This is a genomic window from Agromyces sp. CCNWLW213 (assembly GCF_037199545.1).
GTDB lineage: Bacteria > Actinomycetota > Actinomycetes > Actinomycetales > Microbacteriaceae > Agromyces.
Map to the genome: position 1 here is coordinate 177130 of NZ_JBBBDX010000001.1, position 20415 is coordinate 197544.

The 20415-nt window shown below is 73.8% G+C and carries 17 protein-coding genes, 1 tRNA gene and 1 other RNA gene; 9 read left to right on the forward strand and 10 right to left on the reverse strand.

What is annotated here, in order from left to right; genetic code table 11:
• Position 1: 1 nt before the first annotated feature.
• Complete coding sequence (locus WBQ80_RS00885) at positions 2–2629, forward strand: alpha/beta fold hydrolase (RefSeq protein ID WP_336570342.1); 2628 nt, start codon at positions 2–4, stop codon at positions 2627–2629.
• Positions 2626–3600, forward strand: a complete 975-nt coding sequence (locus WBQ80_RS00890) for an NAD-dependent epimerase/dehydratase family protein (protein ID WP_336570341.1) — start codon at positions 2626–2628, stop codon at positions 3598–3600. Before WBQ80_RS00885 ends, WBQ80_RS00890 begins: the two co-directional genes overlap by 4 nt.
• Before the next feature lie 63 nt (positions 3601–3663).
• On the opposite strand, the gene WBQ80_RS00895 is transcribed toward WBQ80_RS00890, so the two are convergent.
• From WBQ80_RS00895 to WBQ80_RS00905, 3 genes are all read right to left on the reverse strand, one after another.
• Positions 3664–5133 (reverse strand): flotillin family protein, encoded by a 1470-nt coding sequence (locus WBQ80_RS00895; protein ID WP_442892656.1) that lies wholly within the window; start codon positions 5131–5133, stop codon positions 3664–3666.
• Between the two features lie 122 nt (positions 5134–5255).
• Positions 5256–5732: an NfeD family protein gene (locus WBQ80_RS00900; protein WP_336570340.1), complete on the reverse strand. Its 477-nt coding sequence runs from the start codon at positions 5730–5732 to the stop codon at positions 5256–5258.
• Positions 5733–5868: 136 nt separating this feature from the next.
• Positions 5869–6630, reverse strand: a complete 762-nt coding sequence (locus WBQ80_RS00905; RefSeq protein ID WP_336570339.1) for a hypothetical protein — start codon at positions 6628–6630, stop codon at positions 5869–5871.
• A gap of 95 nt (positions 6631–6725) precedes the next feature.
• Between WBQ80_RS00905 and WBQ80_RS00910 the strand changes: the two genes are divergently transcribed.
• Positions 6726–8474 carry a bifunctional 3'-5' exonuclease/DNA polymerase gene (locus WBQ80_RS00910; RefSeq protein ID WP_442892655.1) on the forward strand — a complete coding sequence of 583 codons (1749 nt, stop codon included), beginning with the start codon at positions 6726–6728 and terminating at the stop codon, positions 8472–8474.
• Here WBQ80_RS00910 and WBQ80_RS00915 read toward each other — a convergent pair.
• A complete protein-coding gene (locus WBQ80_RS00915; protein WP_336570338.1) occupies positions 8456–9085 on the reverse strand; it encodes a PadR family transcriptional regulator in 630 nt (209 codons plus the stop codon). The two genes, WBQ80_RS00910 and WBQ80_RS00915, sit on opposite strands and share 19 nt — an antisense overlap.
• A gap of 191 nt (positions 9086–9276) precedes the next feature.
• Between WBQ80_RS00915 and WBQ80_RS00920 the strand changes: the two genes are divergently transcribed.
• The gene (locus WBQ80_RS00920) at positions 9277–9798 is read left to right on the forward strand and encodes a DUF3145 domain-containing protein (protein ID WP_336570337.1); all 522 of its coding nucleotides are present in this window, start codon (positions 9277–9279) and stop codon (positions 9796–9798) included.
• A 153-nt stretch (positions 9799–9951) separates the two neighbouring features.
• Here WBQ80_RS00920 and WBQ80_RS00925 read toward each other — a convergent pair whose 3' ends face one another.
• From WBQ80_RS00925 to aceE, 6 genes are all read right to left on the reverse strand, one after another.
• Entirely contained in the window at positions 9952–11187 is a 1236-nt protein-coding gene (locus WBQ80_RS00925; RefSeq protein ID WP_336570335.1) for a beta-ketoacyl-[acyl-carrier-protein] synthase family protein, read from the reverse strand.
• A gap of 58 nt (positions 11188–11245) precedes the next feature.
• Complete coding sequence (locus WBQ80_RS00930; RefSeq protein ID WP_067950223.1) at positions 11246–11494, reverse strand: acyl carrier protein; 249 nt, start codon at positions 11492–11494, stop codon at positions 11246–11248.
• 64 nt (positions 11495–11558) lie between these two features.
• Positions 11559–12563, reverse strand: coding sequence for a beta-ketoacyl-ACP synthase III (locus WBQ80_RS00935; RefSeq protein ID WP_336570333.1), 1005 nt, complete (start codon positions 12561–12563; stop codon positions 11559–11561).
• Between the two features lie 25 nt (positions 12564–12588).
• On the reverse strand, positions 12589–13509 hold the full coding sequence (locus WBQ80_RS00940) for an ACP S-malonyltransferase (RefSeq protein WP_336570332.1): 921 nt from the start codon (positions 13507–13509) through the stop codon (positions 12589–12591).
• Positions 13510–13600: 91 nt separating this feature from the next.
• The gene (locus WBQ80_RS00945) at positions 13601–14815 is read right to left on the reverse strand and encodes a PucR family transcriptional regulator (RefSeq protein ID WP_336570331.1); all 1215 of its coding nucleotides are present in this window, start codon (positions 14813–14815) and stop codon (positions 13601–13603) included.
• A 13-nt stretch (positions 14816–14828) separates the two neighbouring features.
• Positions 14829–17555 (reverse strand): pyruvate dehydrogenase (acetyl-transferring), homodimeric type, encoded by a 2727-nt coding sequence (gene aceE, locus WBQ80_RS00950; protein WP_336570330.1) that lies wholly within the window; start codon positions 17553–17555, stop codon positions 14829–14831.
• Positions 17556–17715: 160 nt separating this feature from the next.
• On the opposite strand from aceE, the gene WBQ80_RS00955 reads away from it, so the two are divergent.
• The 5 genes from WBQ80_RS00955 to rnpB all read left to right on the forward strand — a co-directional run bounded on the left by WBQ80_RS00955 (position 17716) and on the right by rnpB (position 20412).
• Entirely contained in the window at positions 17716–18180 is a 465-nt protein-coding gene (locus WBQ80_RS00955) for a peroxiredoxin (RefSeq protein ID WP_336570378.1), read from the forward strand.
• A gap of 49 nt (positions 18181–18229) precedes the next feature.
• Positions 18230–18302: transfer RNA gene (locus WBQ80_RS00960), tRNA-Val, on the forward strand.
• A gap of 88 nt (positions 18303–18390) precedes the next feature.
• Positions 18391–19212, forward strand: coding sequence for a Nif3-like dinuclear metal center hexameric protein (locus WBQ80_RS00965; RefSeq protein WP_336570329.1), 822 nt, complete (start codon positions 18391–18393; stop codon positions 19210–19212).
• 34 nt (positions 19213–19246) lie between these two features.
• Positions 19247–19984: a zinc ribbon domain-containing protein gene (locus WBQ80_RS00970; protein ID WP_336570328.1), complete on the forward strand. Its 738-nt coding sequence runs from the start codon at positions 19247–19249 to the stop codon at positions 19982–19984.
• A gap of 50 nt (positions 19985–20034) precedes the next feature.
• An RNA gene (rnpB, locus tag WBQ80_RS00975) (RNase P RNA component class A) lies at positions 20035–20412 on the forward strand.
• Positions 20413–20415: the final 3 nt, after the last annotated feature.

Genomic DNA, 20415 nt, shown 5'->3' on the forward strand with positions numbered 1-20415 from the left:
CATGCAGGTCGCCGCATCCGCGCCGCCGCCCGGCCTCCCCGGCCTCGCCGACGGCCACTCCCGCATCGTGCGGGCGGCAGGGGCCGACTGGCACCTGCTCGACAACGCCGCCGCACTCGATGCGGCCGGCGTGGCGCCGTTCGGCACGCTGCTCTGCGTCCACGGCAACCCGACCTGGTCGTACCTCTGGCGGCGGCTGGTCGCGCACGCGACGGATGCCGCGGTGTCGGATGCCGCGCGCCCCGCCTGGCGCGTCATCGCCGTCGACCAGCTCGAGATGGGGTACTCCGAGCGCACCGGGCGGCTCCGCCGGCTCGCCGACCGCGTCGCCGACCTCGGCGCCCTGACCGACGAGCTCGGGCTCGGCGGACCGGTCGTCACGGTCGGGCACGACTGGGGAGGGCCGGTGAGCCTCGGCTGGGCCGTCGACCACCCCGACCTCCTCGCCGGGGTCGTGCTCCTCAACACCGCCGTGCATCAACCCGACGGTCGGCCGATCCCGGCGCCGCTGCGGGCGGCGCTCGCGCCGGGCGTCCACGAGCTGGCGACCCGCGGCACGCCCTCCTTCGTCGAGACGACGCTGTCGCTCGCCCGGCCCGCCCTCGCACCGGCCGTCCGCGAGGCGTTCCGGGCTCCCTACGCGTCGCCCGAGCGTCGCCGCGGCATCCGCGACTTCGTCGCCGACATCCCGGCGGACACGACGCACCCGAGCTCGGCCGAGCTGGAACGCATCGCGGCCGGCGTCGCCCGGCTCGACGTGCCGGCGCTCGTGCTCTGGGGACCACGCGACCCGGTGTTCGGCGAAGCCCACCTGCGCGATCTCCTCGAGCGGATGCCGCGTGCCGATGTGCACCGCGCCGAAGGGGCCGGCCATCTCATCGCCGAGGAGCTCGACTACGCGCCCATCGTGCTCGACTGGCTCGCCGAGGAGGCCGCACGGCCCGCGCCCGCCTCGCAGTCCCCGGCCGACGCACCGAGCGAGCCGATCTGGGCGGCGATGGCCCGGAACGCCCGGAGCGACGCGCCGGCGCTGATCGACATGGGCGCCGGTGACGCCGGCGCACCGCGCAGCATCCCGTGGTCGATGCTCGCGCAGCGCGTCGACGAGCTCGCGCGCGGGTTCATCGCCGCGGGCGTCCGCCCGGGGGACCGGGTCAGCCTCCTCGTCCCGCCGTCCGCCGATCTCACTGCGGTGCTGTACGCCGCGGTGCGCGTCGGCGCCGTCGTCGTGGTCGCCGATGCCGGGCTCGGCGTTCGAGGCCTCGGCCGCGCCATCCGGGGTGCGCACCCCGACGTGCTCGTCGGGGCGCTCCCCGGCCTCCTCGCCGCGCGCGCGCTGGGCTGGCCGGGTCGGCGGATCTCGGTCGCGACCCTCTCGCCCGCGCTCGCCCGCGCGCTCGCGGTCGAGCACTCGCTCGGCGACCTGCGCCGCCTCGGCCGGGCGGCCTCGGCCGGCGCAACCGATGCGACGCTGCCCGCACCCGCGCCGACGGATGCCGCTGCCGTGCTTTTCACCTCGGGCTCGACCGGGCCGGCGAAGGGCGTGCGATACACCCACGCGCAGCTCGGCGCCCTGCGCGATGCACTCGCACGCCACTACGAGCTCGGGGAGGGCACGGGCATCGTCGCCGGATTCGCCCCGTTCGCCCTGCTCGGGCCGGCGCTCGGCGCCCGCTCGGTGATCCCCGTCGGCGACGTCACCGCCCCGCGCACGCTGACGGCGGCTGCGGTCGCCGACGCGGCGCGCGCCGCCGCCGCCACGGTGCTGTTCCTCTCGCCGGCCGCGCTCGCGAACGTCGTCGCGACGGCGCCCGGGCTCACGCCCGCCCAGCACGACGCGCTCGCCCGGATCCGCACGGTGCTGTCGGCGGGCGCCCCCGTGCCGGTGCACCTGCTCGAACGCGTCGGGGCGCTCATGCCGAACGCCACGATGCACACCCCCTACGGGATGACCGAGGGACTGCTCATGACCGACGTCACACTCGAGGGCATCCGTGCGGCGGGAGGCGACGGCAGCAGCGGCGGGGTCTGCGTCGGTCACCCGGTCGAGGGCGTCGAGGTGCGCATCAGCCCGCTCGACGGCGAGGGACGCCCGACCGGAGCGCTCACCACCGCTCCCGGGGTCTCCGGCGAGATCGTCGTGTCGGCACGCCACCTCCGCGACGGCTACGACCGGCTGTGGGCGGTCGACCGCGTCGCGAAGGCGCACAGCACGCCGGAGGCGCGTCGGCACAGCACCGGCGACGTCGGCCATCTCGACGCCGAGGGCCGCCTCTGGGTCGAGGGCCGCCTGCCGCACGTCGTGGTGACGGCCGACGGCGTGGTCACCCCGGTCGGTATCGAGCAGCGCATCGAGGCGGTCACCGGCGGGCGCCGGGTCGCGCTCGTCGGCGTCGGTCCGCGGGGCACGCAGGCGCTGGTCGCGGTGGTCGAGGGCGGGCGGAGGTGGGGACTCGCCGATGCGCCGCTCGCCGCCGCGGCCCGTGCCGCGGCGGACCGGCCGCTCGCGGCCGTGCTCACGGCGAGCCGACTGCCGACCGACATCCGCCACAACTCCAAGATCGACCGCACCGCGCTCGCGACGTGGGCCGACGCCGTCCTGCGCGGGGAACGGGCCGGGCGACCGTGAGGCTCCTCGTCACCGGAGCGAGCGGCTACCTCGGCGGCGAGGTCGCACGGGATCTGGTCCGGCGTGGCCACGCCGTGCGGACGCTGCAGCGGCGTCCATCGCGCGTCGAGGGCGCGGAGGACGTGCTGGGCGACGTGACGGATGCCGCTCGCGTGCGATCCGCACTCGACGGCGTCGAGGCGGTCGTGCACCTCGCCGCGAAGGTGTCGTTGGCCGGCTCACCCGCCGAGTTCGACGCCGTCAACGTGGAGGGCACCCGCACCCTCCTCGCCGAGGCGCGCCGGGCGGGAGCCCGACGCGTCGTCCACGTCTCATCGCCGTCGGTCGCGCACGCCGGATCGTCGCTCGTCGGCGACGGCACCGACCCGGCCGATCCCGATCGTGCGCGAGGCGACTACGCGCGGACGAAGGCGGAGGGGGAGCGGCTCGCGCTCGCGGCCGATGCCCGGGGCTTCGCGGTCGTCGCCGTGCGCCCGCACCTCGTGTGGGGTCCGGGCGACCCCCAGCTCGTCGGCCGCATCGTCGAGCGCGCGCGGCAGGGCCGCCTGCCGGTGATCGGCAGCGGTGCCGCCCTGATCGACTCCACCTACATCGACAACGCGGTCTCGGCGATCGTCGCCGCCCTCGATCGTGCCGAGGCCGTGCACGGCCGCGCGTACGTCGTGACGAACGGCGAGCCGCGCGCCGTCGCGGAGCTCCTGGCGGGCATCTGCCTCGCCTCCGGCGCCCCCGCACCGTCCTGGCGGGTGCCGGCTGCGGTGGCGCGCGGTGCAGGCGGCCTCGTCGAGGCGCTGTGGCGGATCCGACCCGGCCGCGATGAGCCGCCGATGACGCGGTTCCTGGCAGAGCAGCTCTCGACCGCGCACTGGTTCGACCAACGTCGGGTGCGCGAGGACCTCCGGTGGTCGCCGACGGTCACCATCGACGAGGGACTCGCCCGGCTGGCCGCCCGGACCGCCGAGACGGGCTGAACGCGGGTCGCCGGAACCCGCCGCCGGGACGCCGCGATGCGGCGCCCCGGCATCGGTCTCGGATCAGTCGCGCTTCGCGGCGACCGCACCGGCCCCGTTGGCGATGGTGCCGCCTGCGAGCCCCGCGAGGATCGCGCCGACGTCGAGTCCCGTCAGCGACTTGACCACCTCGGTGCCCTCGCCGAGCACCTGGCCGACGGTCTTCGTCACCGCGCTCGCTCCGTCGGTGGAGACCACGGTGAGCGTGTCGATGTTCGAGATCGGCTCGGCGGCAGCGCGGACGATCTCCGGCAGGCGCGAGATGATCTCCTGCGCGAGCGCGGCCTCGCCGTACTTCTTCAGCGCCTCCGCCTTCGCGTCGGTCGCCGCAGCCTCCGCGACGCCCTCCGCCTGGATGGCCGCCGCGCGCGCCTCGCCCTCCGCGCGGACACCGGCGGCGAGCGCGACCTTGCGATCGCGCTCGGCCTCGCCCGCGAACCGCACGCTGGTCGCAGCCGCCTCGGCGTCCTGGACCGCGGCGACCTTGTTCGCCTCGGCGATCTTCGTGCGCTTGTACGCGTCGGCCTCGGTGGCGGCGTTCGCCGCGTCGCGCTGCGCGTTCGCGCGCTGCACCTCGGCGTACGCCTCGGCCTCGGCGGGCTTGCGGACCTCGATGTCGAGGCGCTCCTGGGTCACGAGCGCCTGCTCGGACAGCGCGTCGCGCTCCTGCACGGCGACCAGCTTGTCCTGCTCGGCGCGCGCCAGCAGTCCGGATGCCTCGGCCTCGGCGTTCGCGCGGTCGGTCTCGGCCTTGATGGACGCCTGCTTGAGGCTGAGCGCCTTCTGCCGCTCGGCGACCTGCTCGGCCGCCTCGATGCGCGCGAACTCGCTGACGCGCGCCGCCTCGGCCTCGCTGACCTCGGCGACCTGGCGGGCACGCGCCGCCTCGGCGCGGCCGAGGTTGGCGAGGTAGTCGCTGCCCGGCGTCGAGATGTCGCTGATGTTCAGCAGGTCGACCTGGAGCCCCTGTTCGGCGAGGTCGGTCTTGGTCTCGGCCACCACCCGATCGGAGAGCGACTTGCGGTCGGAGATGATCTGCTCGATGGTCATGTCGCCGACGATGGAGCGCAGCGATCCCTCGAGCGACTCCTTGATGATCTCGGTGAGGAGGTCCTGCTGCGAGAGGAAGCGCTGGGCCGCGCGGCGCACGCCGTCCTCGGTGCCGCTGACCTTGAAGTTGATCGAGGCCTTGATGGCGATCTTGATGCGGTGCTTGTCGACGCCCTCGACGGTGATCCCGATCTGGCGCTGCTCGAGGGAGATCGCGAAGCCCTGCTGGAGGATGGGCCAGACGAAGGTGCGTCCGCCGATGACCACGCGCTGCCCCGAGCCGCTGTCGGCGGCGCGGCCGGCGCCACGGCCGACGATGATGAGTGCCTCGTTCGGCGGCACGCGGCGGATGCGCCGGGCGATGAACGTCAGCAGTCCGGCGACGGCGACGACGATCGCGATGATCGCGCCGACTTGCACGAGTTCGGGGGAGAGGGGGATCACGGGGGTCCTTCCGGGTCGGGCGGGGTGGTGCGGTGGTCTGCGGGCGATCGGGGTCGACGCGAGCGGCGCCGGTGGATCCCGGGCCGGTGGCGTTCGAGGCGCCCGCGCCGGGCGGTGGGGCGTCAGGCGTGGTCGACGACGACCTTGACGCGGCTCCCGGCGTGGGCGACGACGCGGACCCTCGCGCCCGCTGGGATCGGGTGGTCGGCGAACGCGAGGCGGCGCTCGAGCTCGCCGGGCCCCTCGAGGCTGACCTCGCCGCCGGACTCGCTGATCGCCGCGGTCGCGGTGCCCGCGAGCCCGATCGCCGAGGCGGGGGCCCCGTCCGAGCTCCTCGCGAGCGACCGCACGGCGAGCGCCGCCGCGACGTAGGCGCCGACGGCGAGGGCGGCGGCGAGGATGTACGCCCACACGAGGTCGAGCCCGCTGCTCGCCGTGATCGCGCCGGCGGCGCCGAAGACGGTGAGCGCCACCGCGATCGCCGTGCCCGAGATCATCCCGTCGCCGAGCTCGAAGTGGTCGAGCACGTCGCCGAGCACGAGCGAGACGACGAGCAGGATGAGGCCGATGCCTCCCACGATGAGGAACGGAAGGAGCACGGGCGGCCTCTCTGGCGGCACCCCGAGCCGACGCGGGCGCGACGGCCGCAGGGCAGGCGGGGCGGGGGTGGTGTGGCGGGTCGGGATCACCTTAGCGGCGCGTCGGTGCTCGACACCAGAGGCGGACCCGGGGCGGTCAGCCGGCCGCCTCGACCGGGACGGCGATGGCATCGACGGCCGCATCGCCCCGGATGGCTCGCATGAGCCGCACGACCTCGTCGGCCACCTCGGCGGTGACCGAGCGACAGGAGACGCTGTACGGTCCGAGCGGCGGGAGCCCGCCTCCGCGGATGCGGATGACCTCCCACCCGACCTCGCGCAGCGCGGCGTCCTTCTCATGGTCGGAGCCCTGCTTGAGCCCGCGATGCGCCCGGCCCGAACGACCCGGGTCGTCGTACTCGATCGCGATCCGCAGCTCGGCGACGAGGATGTCGGGCCACACCTCCTGCCGGCCGTAGAACATCCGGGCGGTCCGGACGGCGTTGGCGCGGTGGTGCAGCCGCAGGCGTTCGCCGAGGAGCACGCGCAGCCGCTGCTCGGTCATGGAGGTGCCGACGCGGAGTCCGGGCTTCATGAACGGCATCCCGGCCTCGCGCGCGGCCCCCGGGGAGGCGGCGTTGGCACCGCACTTCGGGCACCCCGGTCCCGTCAGCACGTCGACCACGCTGGCGCGGAAGCGGTCGTGGCCGCGCCGGCACCGCCAGTCGAACTCGGCGCCGATGCGCGTCTCGGCGGCGAGCGCCCGGCGCTGGGGCGGAGCGACCCGCCCGAGCAGCTCGCCGCGCGACCGCTGCGTCTCGTGCAGGAGCATGCAGAGCGGGCAGTTGCGGCGCAGCGCGACGGTGCCGGGCGCTCCCGCCTCGGCGCCATGGCCGCATCCGAAGCTCACGGCGACCACGAGTCACTCCCGTTCGACATGCCGACATCGTGGCGGATGCCGCCGACATCCGGTCGACGGCGCCGGGTGTCCCCGGGTGCCGGGAGAATCGTCGTGTGCGGATCGCGATCACGGCGACGGGCGCTGGGCGCGTGGCGATCGGCGACCCCGACGGCGGCGAGCGTCACGAGGTCGACCGGTCCGAGCTGCCCGGGCTCGTCGCCCGGGTCGAGGCCGAGCACGCCCCGCGATGGATCTGGCACGACACGCGCGAGTGGGCGGGCCCGTTGCTCGCCTCCGGCGTCCGGGTCGCGCGGTGCCACGACCTGCGCCTCTGCGGGGCCGTCCTCGCCGGATCGACCGCGGTGGCCGCGGCCGGGGAGGCGGCGTCGCAGCGCCCGCCGTGGCTGGCGCCGGGCCCCGCGGAGGGCGCGGTCGATGTGCCCGCCGCGCCCGCGACATCCATTGCCGCCCATGCCGCGCTCTTCGAGCTCGACACCGCGGCTGCTGCGGCGGGCGAACGGGCGCGCCATCCGTCGATCGACGAACTCGCCGTCGAGCATGATCGCCAGGCGGGGCTCGCGGACGCTGCGGCGTCCCCGAGTGCCGTGCGACTGCTGCTCGCGGCCGAGTCGGCCGGGGCCCTCGTCGCGGCCGAGCTGCGCGCGGCCGGCCTGCCCTGGGATCGCGCCGAGCACGAACGCGTGCTCGAGGAGGCGCTCGGGCGGCGGCCCGCCCCGGGCCGGAAGCCCGACCGGATGGAGGAGCTCGCGGCCCGGGTCCGCGATGCGCTCGAGGCGCCGCGCCTCAACATCGACTCGCACCCCGACCTCCTCCGCGCGTTGCGGGCGGCGGGGATCGGCGTCGACTCGACGGCGCGATGGGAACTGCGCGAGCACGACCATCCGGCGATCGAGCCGCTGCTGGCCTACAAGCGCCTCGCGCGGCTCTGGTCGGCCAACGGGTGGGCGTGGCTCGACGAGTGGATCGTCGACGGTCGGCTCCGCGCGGAGTACGTCGCGGGCGGCACCGCGACCGGTCGCTGGGCCACCGCGGGCGGGGGAGCGCTGCAGCTGCCGAAGGTCGTGCGCGGTGCCGTGACCGCCGACGAGGGCTGGTCCCTCGTGGTCGCCGACGCCTCCCAGCTCGAGCCCCGCGTGCTCGCCGCACTCGCCCGCGACCCCGCCATGGCGGCCGCGGGCCGGGGCCGCGACCTGTACCGCGCCATCGTCGACGCGGGCGTGGTCGAGACGCGCGACGAGGCCAAGGTCGCGCTGCTCGGGGCCATGTACGGCGCGACCACGGGCGACAGTGGTCGCCTCGTGCCCCGCCTCGCTCGGGCCTACCCGCGGGCGATGGGCCTCGTCGACGACGCGGCCCGGGCCGGCGAGGCCGGCCGACGGGTCACGACCCTGCTGGGCCGCTCGTCGCCGCTGCCTCCCGCGAGCTGGCACGAGACCCAGGCGCGGGCGAACGGCGTCGAGGCGACGCCCGCCGACGAACGTCGCGCGCGCTCGTCGGCGCGTGACTGGGGGCGCTTCACGCGGAACTTCGTGGTGCAGGGCACCGCGGCGGAGTGGGCGCTCTGCTGGATGGCCGGCCTCCGCACCCGGCTCGCCGCCATGCGGCTGCCGCCCGGCGCGGCCACGGCAGCGGCCTCGGGACCGGCATTCGAGCGGATGCCGCACCTCGTGTACTTCCTCCATGACGAGCTGATCGTGCACGCGCCCGATGCGCTGGCCGATGCCGTCGCCGGGGCGGTGCGCGATTCCGCGGCCGAGGCGGGCCGGCTGCTCTTCGGCGACGCACCGGTCGAGTTCCCGCTCGACCTCGCCGTGGTGCGCTCCTACGCGTCGGTGGCGTGACCGGCCGACACCACGGCGGTCCCCTCGTCCGCGTGCGCGGGCCGTCGTCCGCGGCGGGGGCGCTCGGCGCTCGGCGCGAAGGCGAGACCTGCGGCATCCGTTCGCGCCACCTCGTCGAGCCAGTGCAGGGCGGACTCGGCGAGCCCGAGGTCGGCGGCGGCGGAGAGCCCGGCGAGGCGGCGGCCGGCAGCGGGGATGCCGGCTCCGGAGGCCGAGCCGAGGGCGGCGGCGGCCGCTTCGCGACGCCCGGTCCATCGCGACCGCTCGGCCTCGACCACCCGGGCGCCCTCGACCGACGGCATCGACAGGGCGATGAGGACCCGGTCGACGGTCTCGTGCCAGGGGTCCGCGCCCGTCGCGTCCTCGCCCGCGAGCCAGGTCGCCGCGGCCGCGCGCCCGGCGGCGGTGATCCGGTACAGCGGGAGCCCGTCGTCGGTCTCGCCGGCGGATTCCACGAGGCCCCGGCCGCTCAACCGGTCGAGCGTCGAGTAGATCTGCCCGACGTTGACCTGGCGGCGACCGCCGGTGCGTTCGGCGAGCCCGCCGTGGAGCTGGAAGCCGTATGCCGGACCGTTGAGCAGCAGGACGAGCAGCGCATCGCGTACGGCCACGTGGTCTCCTTCGCCCGGGATGATCGACTCACCCGGTATGCAGTTTAGGGCAGAGACTTGTCACGGCGCCCATCCCGCGTCATACTCGAACTGGCGAGTCGCATCGCCATAACCGAACACGTCGCTCACGCCGAGCCGCTCGTTTCCGAGGTCGTAGGGGAAGACGCACCTCACGAGAAACGGAGCAGGAGATGGCGGAGCAGTTCACGCGGGCCGCGCGCGCCGCGCGAGGCATGCTGTTCGTGCACTCGTCGCCGCGGGCGCTGAGCCCCCATGTCGAGTGGGCGGTGGGCCGTGCGCTGGGCACGCCCGTCAACTTCGACTGGGCCGACCAGCCCGTGATGCCCGGAGCGATGCGCACCGAGTACTCGTGGACCGGCGAGCCGGGAGCCGGCGCCCGCATCGCCTCGGCGCTCCGCGGCTGGGAACAGCTCCGCTTCGAGGTGAGCGAGGACCCGGCGCCGGGCAACGACGGCTCGCGCTGGATGCACACCCCGGAGCTGGGCGTCTTCTTCGCGCAGACCGATTCGGCCGGGAACGTCGTCATCCCCGAGGATCGCATCCGATACGCGATGGAGATCGCCGCCTTCGACGCCGCGGAACTGCACCGCGAGCTCCGCCTCGCGCTCGGCCAGGCGTGGGACGACGAGCTCGAGCCGTTCCGCCACGCCAGCGACTTCGCCCCCGTGGTCTGGCTGCACCGCGTGGGGTGACGCACGCCGCCGCAGGTGGCGCGACGCGCCCGCCGGTCGACCTGGTCCCGGCAGCGCACGACCGAAACCGCGCGGCGGCGACGCAGCAGGCCCCGGCACCGTGAGGTGCCGGGGCCTTCGCACGTGACGGATGGCGCCGCCCGAAGCCGGCGGTCAGGCGCTCCGGAATGCGGCGACGGCGTTGTGCCCGCCGAACCCGAACGAGTTGCTGATCGCGATGACCTCGCCGTCGCCGAGGGGGCGCGGAGCGGTGACCACGTCGAGCGGGATCTCCGGGTCCTGCTCGTCGAGGTTGATGGTCGGCGGCGCCGTGCGCTCGTGGAGCGCGAGGACCGTGAAGATCGCCTCGATCGCACCGGCCCCGCCCAGCAGGTGTCCCGTGGACGCCTTGGTCGCGGTCACCGCGATCGAGTCGAGGCCGTCGCCGAACACGCGCCGCAGGGCGTTGTACTCGGCGATGTCGCCGACGGGCGTGCTCGTGGCGTGCGCGTTCACGTGACGCACGTCGGCCATGGACGCGCCCGCACCCTGGATCGCCGACTTCATGGCCCGCGCGGCGGCGGAGCCCTCGGGGTCGGGTGCGGTGATGTGGTAGGCGTCGCTCGTGATGGCGCCGCCGAGCAGCTCGGCGTAGATGCGCGCGCCGCGGGCCTTCGCGTGCTCCTCGGTCTCGAGCACGAGCGCGGCGCCGCCTTCGCCCATGACGAACCCGTCGCGGCCCACGTCGTACGGACGCGACGCGACCGCGGGGTCGTCGTTGCGGCGCGACAGCGCCTGCATCGAGTTGAAGGACGCGATCGTGATGGGGTGGATCGCGGACTCGGAGCCGCCCGCGATCACGACGTCGGCGATGCCGTCCTGGAGCTGCTCCCAGGCGTTCACGAGCGATTCGGTGCTGGATGCGCACGCCGAGACGACGGTGCGGATGCCCGCGCGAGCGTGGAGGTCCATGCCCACCGCGGCGCCCGGGCCGTTCGGCATGAGCATCGGGACGGTCATCGGCAGCACGCGCCGCGTGCCGCGCTCGCGCAGGGTGTCCCATGCGTCCAGCAGGGTCCAGACCCCGCCGATGCCCGTCGCCCAGGCCACGGCGAGCCGCTCGGGCTCGACCTCGGGCGAGCCCGCGTCGGCCCACGCCTCGCGGCCGGCGATGAGCGCGAACTGGCTCGACGGGTCGAGCCGCTTCAGCTCGTGGCGTTCGAGCGACTCGGCCGCGGGCACCTTGGCCGTCGCGGCGAAGGTGACGGGCAGGTCGTACTTCTCCACCCACTCGGCCTCGAGCGTGCGCGCACCGGATTCACCGGCGAGCAGGGCGTTCCAGCTGTCACGGGCGGTGCCGCCGATCGGCGAGGTCGCACCGATACCCGTGATCACGATCTTCTTGGTCATACGAGAGAACTCCGTGGGGAAGGGACGGGCGGGCCGGGTGGACCGGCCCGCCCGTGCACTAGGCCTGGGCCTTGACGATGAAGTCGACGGCGTCGCCGACGGTCTTGAGGTTCTTGACCTCCTCGTCGGGGATCTTCACGTCGAACTTCTCCTCGGCGTTGACGACGATCGTCATCATCGAGATGGAGTCGATGTCGAGGTCATCGGTGAACGACTTGTCCAGCTCAACCGTGTCGGTCGCGATGCCGGTCTCGTCGTTGATGAGCTCGGCCAGGCCGGCAAGCACTTCTTCGTTGGACAATGCCATGGTTCTTCTCCTCAGGGGTGTCTCGTTGACCGAGACACAGTCTAGATGGACGGGGGACGGCGGCTCAGGGGAGAACCACCACTTGGGCGCCGAACACGAGGCCGGCGCCGAAGCCGATCTGGAGCGCGAGTCCGCCGGAGAGCTCGGGACGTTCCTCGAGCAGGCGGTGCATCGCCAGCGGGATGGAGGCGGCCGACGTGTTGCCCGTGGTGGCGATGTCACGGCCGATCGCGACGGACTCGGGCAGCTTCAGCTGCTTGGCGAACTCGTCGATGATGCGCATGTTCGCCTGGTGGGGGATGAAGGCGGCGAGGTCGTCGGCGGTGACCCCGGCGGCGTCGAGGGCCTGCTTGGCGACCTTCGCCATGTCCCAGACGGCCCAGCGGAAGACGGTCTGCCCCTCCTGGCGAAGCGTCGGCCACTCCGACCGGCCCTCTCGGAAGTCGAGGAGCGTGTGGTTCATGCCGACCGCGCCGGCCTTCGAACCGTCCGACCCCCACACCGTCGAGCCGATGCCCGGGGTCTCGCTCGGTCCGACCACGACCGCGCCGGCGCCGTCGCCGAGCAGGAAGGAGATCGTGCGGTCGGCGGGGTCGACGACGTCGGAGAGCTTCTCGGCGCCGATGACGAGGGCGTACTCGGCCGCCCCGGTGCGGATCAGGGCGTCCGCCTGCGCGACCGCGTACGCGTAGCCCGCGCACGCGGCGTTCATGTCGTACGCCGCAGCGGGGTTCGCCCCGACGCGATCGGCGACGACCGCGGCGATGGACGGGGTCTGCTGCACGTTCGAGATCGTCGCGACGATCACGAGGTCGATGCGGTCGGCGGGGACGCCGGATCGCTCGATCGCCTCGCGCGCGGCATCCGTCGCGAGGTCGACGGCGAGCACGTCGGCGCCCGCCCGGACGCGCGTGACGATGCCCGTGCGCTGGCGGATCCACTCGTCGGACGAGTCGATGGGCCCGACCAGGTCGTCGTTGGGCACGGCGTTCTCGCCGCGCGCGGCGCCGACCGAGTAGAGGCGCGTGTGCGCGGGACCGTGCGACTGGGTGAGCGTGGGATGCGTCATGCGGTTCTCTCGTGTTCGGTGGGGGCTACGCGGCCTGCTGGAGCAGCTCGATCGCCGCGGGCAGGTCGTCGGGCGTCTTGACGGCGACCGTCGGCACGCCCTTGAGCGCGCGCTTGGCGAGGCCGACGAGCGCACCGGCCGGCGCGAGCTCGATGAGGCCCGTGACGCCCGCCCCGGCGAACGCCTCCATGCAGCGGTCCCAGCGGACCGGCGAGGCGACCTGGCCGACGAGCAGCTCGACGAACGCGGCACCGGATGCCACGGGGGAGCCGTCGCGGTTGGTCCAGAGCGTGACGCCCGGGTCGGAGGCGGAGAGCGAGAGGGCCACCTCGGCGAGGCGCTCGCGGGCGGGCCGCATGTACCGGGTGTGGAAGGCGCCCGCGACCTGCAGGGGGATGACCCGTGCGCCGGACGGCGGCTCGGCCTTCAGCTGGTCGAGCGCGTCGATCCTCCCCGCGACCACGATCTGCCCGCCGCCGTTGAAGTTGGCCGGCTCGAGCCCGAGCCCGTCGAGGCGGGCCAGCAGCTCGGTCTCGTCGGCGCCGATCACCGCGCTCATTCCCGTGGGCTCGAGTGCGGCGGCATCCGCCATCGCCCGACCCCGCTCGGCGACGAAGCGCATCGCGTCGGCCGCGTCGAGCACGCCGGTGGCCGCCGCCGCGGTGATCTCGCCGACCGAGTGGCCGGCCACGCCGCCGATGCGTGCACCGCGGCCGTCGGCCGCGAGCGCATCGAACGCGAGGATGCCGGCGGCGACGATGAGGGGCTGTGCGATCGCGGTGTCGCGGATGGTGTCGGCGTCGCTCCGGGTGCCGTGGAGGGTCAGGTCGACGCCGGCGGCCTCGGAGAGCGCGGACAGGCGCTCGGCGAACGACGGCTCGGCGAGCCAGGGTGCGAGGAAACCGGGGGTCTGGGAGCCCTGACCAGGGCAGACGACGACGATCACCGTCTCAGTCTGCCAATCGCCCCAGCGCGATGAGTGTGCACTCGCGACAAGGTATCGGGCGAGACGTTGTGACGGCCGCACATAGTCGGCGTCAGCCCGCGGATCTGCGACGCGGAACCGCCTCGTGATCGCTCATCGAGCCGATGATGAGCGCGGACTGGAGGATGAGCGCCTCGCGGGCGCCCGTGGCATCCCACCCGATGACGTCGGAGACGCGCTTCAGCCGGTAGCGCACCGTGTTGGGGTGGACGAAGAGCTCGCGGGCCGTCGCCTCGAGGGAGCGGCCGTTGTCGAGGTAGCTCCAGAGCGTGGTCAGCAGCTCGGTGGAATGCGCCTGAAGGGGCCGGTAGATGCGGTGGACGAGCGTCGCACGCGCGAGCGGATCGCCGGCGAGCGCGCGCTCGGGAAGCAGGTCGTCGGCGTGCACGGGCCGCGGCGCGTGCCGCCAGGACCGAGCCACCGCGAAGCCGGCGAGCGCCGCCTTCGCGCTCTTGCCGGCGTCGACGAGGTTCGGCACCTCGTGGCCGAGCACGAGGTGCCCCGCTCCGAAGTGCGGTTCGAGCTGGGTCGCGATCTCGAGGAACGTGAGGGCCGGTGCGGTGCCGACGGGCTCGTCGGGCTCGGTTCCGCGCGGCTCGGCGCGGCCGATGACGACCACGAGCCGGTTGCCCTGCACGCCGACGAGCACGTCCGCCTGCATGTGGCGCGCCGCGCGCCGGACCTGGTCGACGTCGAACAGCTTGGGCGCCGTGCCGACGAGCACCGCGACCTCGCCGTGCCCGTGCCAGCCGAGTGCGGCGATGCGGCTCGGGAGCTCGTCGTCGTACTCGCCGGAGAGGATCGAGTCGACCACGAGCGCCTCCAGGCGCGCGTCCCACAGTCCGCGGGCCTCGGCGGCACGCGCGTACACGTCGGCGGCGGCGAAGGCGATCTCGCGCGAGTAGAGCAGGATCGCCTCGCGGAGGGGCTCGCCGCCGTCCTTGACGCGCTCCTCGACGACCTCGACCGTGACCCGGATGAGCTGCAGCGTCTGCTGCAGGCTCACCGAGCGCAGCAGTTCACGCGGGGCCGCGCCGAAGACGTCGGCCGCGATCCACGGCGTCGACTTCGGGTCGTCGAACCACGCGATGAAGGACGAGATCCCGGCCTGGGCGACGAGTCCGACCGCCGAGCGGCGGCTCGGCGGCATGTCCCCGTACCAGGGCAGCGTGTCCTCCAGGCGCTTCAGCGTCTGCGTCGACAGCTCGCCCGCGATGGTCCGCAACCACGCGAGCGTCTCCGCCTTGGTCCTGGGCTTCGTCGCCACTGCCGGGGGCCTGCTAGCTCTCGCCGCCGGCGGTGCCGGTCGTGCCCGCGTTCACGTCGTGCAGGCGGTACTTCTCGATCGCCTTGCCCGGGAGGGAGCGGTCCACCTCGCCGCGATCCGCGAGGAGCTGCAGCGTCCGGACGACCACCGACGGTCCGTCGATCTTGAAGTGGCGGCGCGCCGCCGGGCGGGTGTCCGAGAAGCCGAAGCCGTCGGCGCCCAGGGTGGCGTACTGCCCCGGCACGTACGGCCGGATCTGCTCCTGCACGGCCCGCATGAAGTCGGACACCGCCACGAACGGACCGCGTGCCCCGGCGAGCTTCTGCGTGACGTACGGCACGCGGCGCTCGGCATCCGGGTTGAGGAAGTTGTGCTCGTCGACCGCGAGGCCGTCGCGGTTCAGCTCGGACCAGCTCGTGACCGACCACACGTCGGCGGCGACGCCCCAGTCCTGGCCCAGCAGGTGCTGCGCCTCGATGATCCACGGCACCGCGACGCCCGACGCGAGCAGCTGGGCGCGGGGGCCGTCGCCCCAGCCCTCCGACACCCGGTGGATGCCGCGGACGATGCCGTCGACGTCGACGCCCTCGGGTTCGGCCGGCTGCACGAGCGGCTCGTTGTACACCGTGAGGTAGTACATGACGTTCGGGTCGGGGTGGTTGCCGCCGTACATGCGCTCGAGGCCCGAGCGCATGATGTGCCCGATCTCGTAGCCGTACGCCGGGTCGTACGAGACGACCGCGGGGTTCGTCGCGGCGAGCAGCGGGGAGTGGCCGTCGGCGTGCTGCAGGCCCTCGCCCGTGAGCGTGGTCCGGCCCGCGGTCGCGCCGATCATGAAGCCGCGGGTCATCTGGTCGCCGGCCGCCCAGATCGCGTCTCCCGTGCGCTGGAACCCGAACATCGAGTAGAAGACGTAGATCGGGATGAGCGGCTCGCCCTGCGTCGAGTACGACGTGCCGACCGCGGTGAACGCGGCGAGCGCGCCCGCCTCGTTGATGCCGACGTGGATGATCTGGCCCTGCGGGCTCTCCTTGTAGGCCAGGAGCAGCTCGCGGTCGACGGACGTGTAGTGCTGACCCATCGGGTTGTAGATCTTCGCGTTCGGGAAGAAGGCGTCCATGCCGAACGTGCGCGCCTCGTCGGGGATGATCGGCACGATGCGGTTGCCGAAGTCCTTCGAACGCATCAGGTCCTTGAGGAGGCGGACGAACGCCATCGTGGTGGCGACCTCCTGCGTCCCCGAGCCCTTCTTCGCGATCGCGTACGCCGAGTCGTCGGGGAGCGAGATCGCGGTGTGCGCGGTGCGGCGCTCGGGCAGGTAGCCGCCGAGCTCGCGGCGACGCTCGTGCAGGTACTGGATGGCCTCGTCGTCGTTTCCGGGGTGGTAGTACGGCGGGAGATACGGGTTCTCCTCGAGCTGCGCGTCCGAGATGGGGATGCGCATCGTGTCCCTGAAGGTCTTCAGGTTGTCGAGCGTCATCTTCTTCATCTGGTGGGTCGCGTTGCGGCCCTCGAACGACGGGCCGAGGCCGTAGCCCTTGATGGTCTTCGCGAGGATGACGGTGGGCTGGCCCGTGTGCTCGGTGGCCGCCTTGAACGCGGCGTACACCTTGCGGTAGTCGTGGCCGCCGCGCTTGAGTCCCCAGACCTGCTCGTCGGTGAGGTCCTTCACGAGCTCGAGGGCCCGCGGGTCGCGTCCGAAGAAGTTCTCGCGCACGTACGCCCCGGACTCGGCCTTGTAGGTCTGGTAGTCGCCGTCGGGCGTGACGTTCATGAGGTTGCGGAGCGCGCCGTCGTGGTCGCGCGCGAGGAGGTCGTCCCACTCGCGGCCCCAGACGACCTTGATGACGTTCCATCCGGCGCCCCGGAAGAAGCTCTCGAGCTCCTGGATGATCTTGCCGTTGCCGCGGACCGGGCCGTCGAGGCGCTGCAGGTTGCAGTTGATGACGAACGTGAGGTTGTCGAGCCCCTCGTTCGCGGCGACCTGGAGCTGGCCGCGGCTCTCGACCTCGTCCATCTCGCCGTCGCCGAGGAAGGCCCAGACGTGCTGGTCGGACGCGTCCTTGATGCCGCGGTTGGTGAGGTACTTGTTGGCCTGCGCCTGGTAGATCGCGTTGATCGGGCCGAGGCCCATCGAGACGGTCGGGAACTGCCAGAACGCGGGCATCAGGCGCGGGTGGGGGTACGACGAGAGGCCGTTCGGCGCGTGCGACTTCTCCTGGCGGAAGCCGTCGAGCTGGTCGGCGGAGAGCCGGCCCTCGAGGTAGGCGCGCGCGTACGTGCCGGGGGAGGCGTGGCCCTGGATGAAGATCTGGTCGCCGCCGCCCGGGTGGTCCTGGCCGCGGAAGAAGTGGTTGAATCCGACCTCGTAGAGGGCGGCGGACGACGCGTAGGTCGAGATGTGGCCGCCCACGGCGATGCCGGGCCGCTGCGAGCGGTGCACGAGCATCGCCGCGTTCCAGCGGATCCACGCGCGGTAGCGGCGCTCGATCTCCTCGTCGCCGGGGAACTCGGGCTCGTTCTCCGGGGCGATGGTGTTCAGGTAGTCGGTGGTGGGCACCATCGGCACGCCCAGGTGCAGCTCCTTGGAGCGCTTGAGCAGGCTGAGCATGATCTCACGCCCGCGCTGGTGGCCCTTCTCGGCGACGAGGGCGTCGAGGGATTCGCTCCACTCGCTGGTCTCCTCCGGATCGGAGTCCATCGCCTCGACCGAGTACGGGTCCTGGTCGTTGACAGTCACACTCGACCTCTCTCTTCAGCAGATCGTGCCTCTGATTCGTGCGTGCGCACGACGAAGACCGGGTCACGGTCGGGGGCACCACGCCATCCTAGTGATTCTATGCCCGCGTTTCGGCAGCTAGGCTGGCGCGCGTCCGACCGGCCATCAGGGAGGCGCCGTGATGCTCGACGTCGGCGCGATCGCGCCCGAGTTCGTCCTGTCCGACCAGTACGGCGCCCCGCAGCGGCTCGCCGACCGCCGGGGCGTGCGTCCGGTGGTGCTCGTGTTCGTGCCGTTCGCGTTCTCGCGCACCTGCACGGGCGAGCTGCGCGAGCTCGACGCGAACGCCGCGCTGTTCGACGAGGTCGGCGCCGAGGTGCTCGTGGCCTCCGTCGACGCCAAGTACGCCCTGCGCGCGTGGGCCGAGGCCGAGGGGGTCGGGCTCACCCTCCTCTCCGACTTCTGGCCGCACGGCGGCGCGGCCGCGACCTACGGGGCCTTCGACGAGTCGGCGGGGTTCGCGCGGAGGGCCACGTTCGCGATCGGCGCCGACGGCGTCATCCGCTCGTCGTTCGCCGCCGGCCCCGGCGAGGCACGGCCGCTCTCGGCGTACCGCGAGGCGCTCGACGCGCTCGCCCGCGGGTGACGGATGCCGCGGGCCCGCGGCGTACGATGGGGGAGCGCCGCAGGCGCGGGGGCCTTTAGCTCAGTTGGTAGAGCGCCACGCTTACACCGTGGATGTCGTCGGTTCGAGCCCGGCAGGGCCCACGACCGGGTCGTCGGGACGGGGCCCGTCGGTGCCCGTACGCGGGCGTCCCCGGCGGCGGACGGTGCGTGCGCCGCTAGGCTGGGGCGCGTGCCAGTCCTCCTCGCCGACCTCCTCGCGACCGTCGAGCGCCTGTGGCCCCTCGCGGGCGCCGAGCCCTGGGACGCACCCGGACTCGTGACCGGTGATCCCTCGCGCGAGGTCGGACGGGTGCGACTCGTCGTCGACGCGGTGTCGGCGACGGTCGACGAGGCGATCGCCGCCCGTGCCGACGTCGTGATCGCCCATCACCCGCTGCTGCTGCGCGGCGTCACCTCCGTCGCGGAGGACCGTTACAAGGGCGCCCTCCTCGCGCGCCTCATCCGAGCGGACTGCGCCCTCGTCGCCGCCCACACGAACGCCGACGTCGTGGAGTCGGGCACGTCGGCGGTGCTCGCCGAGCGCCTCGGCCTGCTCGACGCGCGGCCCATCGTGCCGGGTGCGACGGATGCCGCGCGCGGGCTCGGCCGGGTCGGCCGCCTGGCCGAGCCGACGACGCTCGGCCGGCTCGCCCGGCAGCTCGCCGACGCGCTCCCCGTGACCGCCGGCGGCGTGCGCGTGGCGGGAGAGTACGAGTCCTGCGTCGAGACCGTGGCCGTCTGCGGCGGTGCCGGCGACTCGCTGCTCGCCGACCCGGCCGTGCGCGCCGCCGACGCCTACGTCACGGCCGACCTGCGACACCATCCGGCGTCCGAGTCCCGCGAGCAGGCGCTCGTCGGCGGCGGTCCCGCGCTCGTCGACGTGTCGCACTGGGCGAGCGAGTGGCTGTGGCTCGAGTCCGCGGCCGCCGAGCTGCGCGCGGCGCACCCCGAGCTCGAGGTCGTCGTGAGCGACCTCAACACCGACCCCTGGGACTTCGTGGTCGTCCAGTGACCACTCCCGCCCCCACCCCTCCGAGGAGCACCACGTGAAGGCCAGCCCCGCCGACCAGCAGCAGCTGCTGCGTCTCCAGTCGATCGACACGCGCCTGCAGCAGCTGGCCCACCGGCTCCGGTCGCTGCCGCAGACCGCCGACCTGCAGGCCCTCGCCGAGCGCGACTCGGGCGTCCGCGGCCGTCGGGCCGAGGCCGTCGGCGCGCTCGAGGACGCGAGGACCGAGCTCGGCCGGATCGAGTCCGACGTGGAGGTCGTCGAGAAGCGGATCGCGCGCGACGGGGAACGGCTCACCCACACGTCCTCGATGAAGGACGTCGCCGCGCTCGAGTCCGAGCTCGTCTCGCTCCGCAAGCGCCTCGCCGACCTCGAGGACCTCGAGCTCGTCGTGATGCAGAAGGTGGAGGACGCGGAGTCGCGGGTGGCCGCGATCGACGAGGAGCGCGCCGCGATCAGCGCCGACGTCGCGCGCCTCGAGGCCGAGCGCGACGAGGCCGCCGGCGGCCTCGGCACCGAACGCGACGGCGCCGAGCGCGACCGCACCACGATCGCCGCGACGATCCCCGAAGAGCTGCTCGGCTTCTACGAGCAGCGCCGGACGAGGGGCGGCGGGGTCGGAGCGGCCCTGCTCCGGCAGCGCACGTGCGGGGGCTGCACGATCACCCTCACGGGCTCCGACCTCGAGGCGGTGCGCCGCGCGGCTCCGGACGAGGTCGTGCAGTGCCCCGAATGCGACCGGATCCTGGTCCGAACGGACGAGTCGGGCCTCTGACGCTCGGGTCACCGGGGCCGGCGGCGCGTCGGCTACCCTTGAAGCGCGAGCGGGTCGGCAAGACGGCCGCGTCGTCCGGTGCGAATCGGATGCCGAGGAACGTCCGGGCTCCGCAGGGCAGGACGGTGGGTAACGCCCACCCGGGGTGACCCGCGAGACAGTGCCACAGAAAGCAGACCGCCTCGGGCTTCGGCCCGCGGTAAGGGTGAAACGGTGGGGTAAGAGCCCACCAGCGACCGCGGTGACGCGGTCGGCTCGGTAAACCTCGTCCGGAGCAAGGCCAGACAGGGGACCATGGGGCGGCCCGTCCCGTCCCCGGGTAGGCCGCTGGAGGGCTGCGGTGACGCAGCTCCGAGAGAGATGGCCGTCCAGCCGGTGTCGCGCAAGCGCCCGGTGAACAGAACCCGGCGTATCAGCCGGCCCGCTCGCAC

Excerpts from the sequence above, each read along its gene's own strand:
- WBQ80_RS00930 (WP_067950223.1), bottom strand. The coding sequence starts at position 11,494 with ATGGCATTGTCCAACGAAGAAGTGCTTGCCGGCCTGGCCGAGCTCATC.
- WBQ80_RS00885 (WP_336570342.1), top strand. The coding sequence starts at position 2 with ATGCAGGTCGCCGCATCCGCGCCGCCGCCCGGCCTCCCCGGCCTCGCC.
- WBQ80_RS00935 (WP_336570333.1), bottom strand. The coding sequence starts at position 12,563 with ATGACGCATCCCACGCTCACCCAGTCGCACGGTCCCGCGCACACGCGC.
- WBQ80_RS00955 (WP_336570378.1), top strand. The coding sequence starts at position 17,716 with ATGCTCGACGTCGGCGCGATCGCGCCCGAGTTCGTCCTGTCCGACCAG.
- WBQ80_RS00925 (WP_336570335.1), bottom strand. The coding sequence starts at position 11,187 with ATGACCAAGAAGATCGTGATCACGGGTATCGGTGCGACCTCGCCGATC.
- WBQ80_RS00920 (WP_336570337.1), top strand. The coding sequence starts at position 9,277 with ATGGCGGAGCAGTTCACGCGGGCCGCGCGCGCCGCGCGAGGCATGCTG.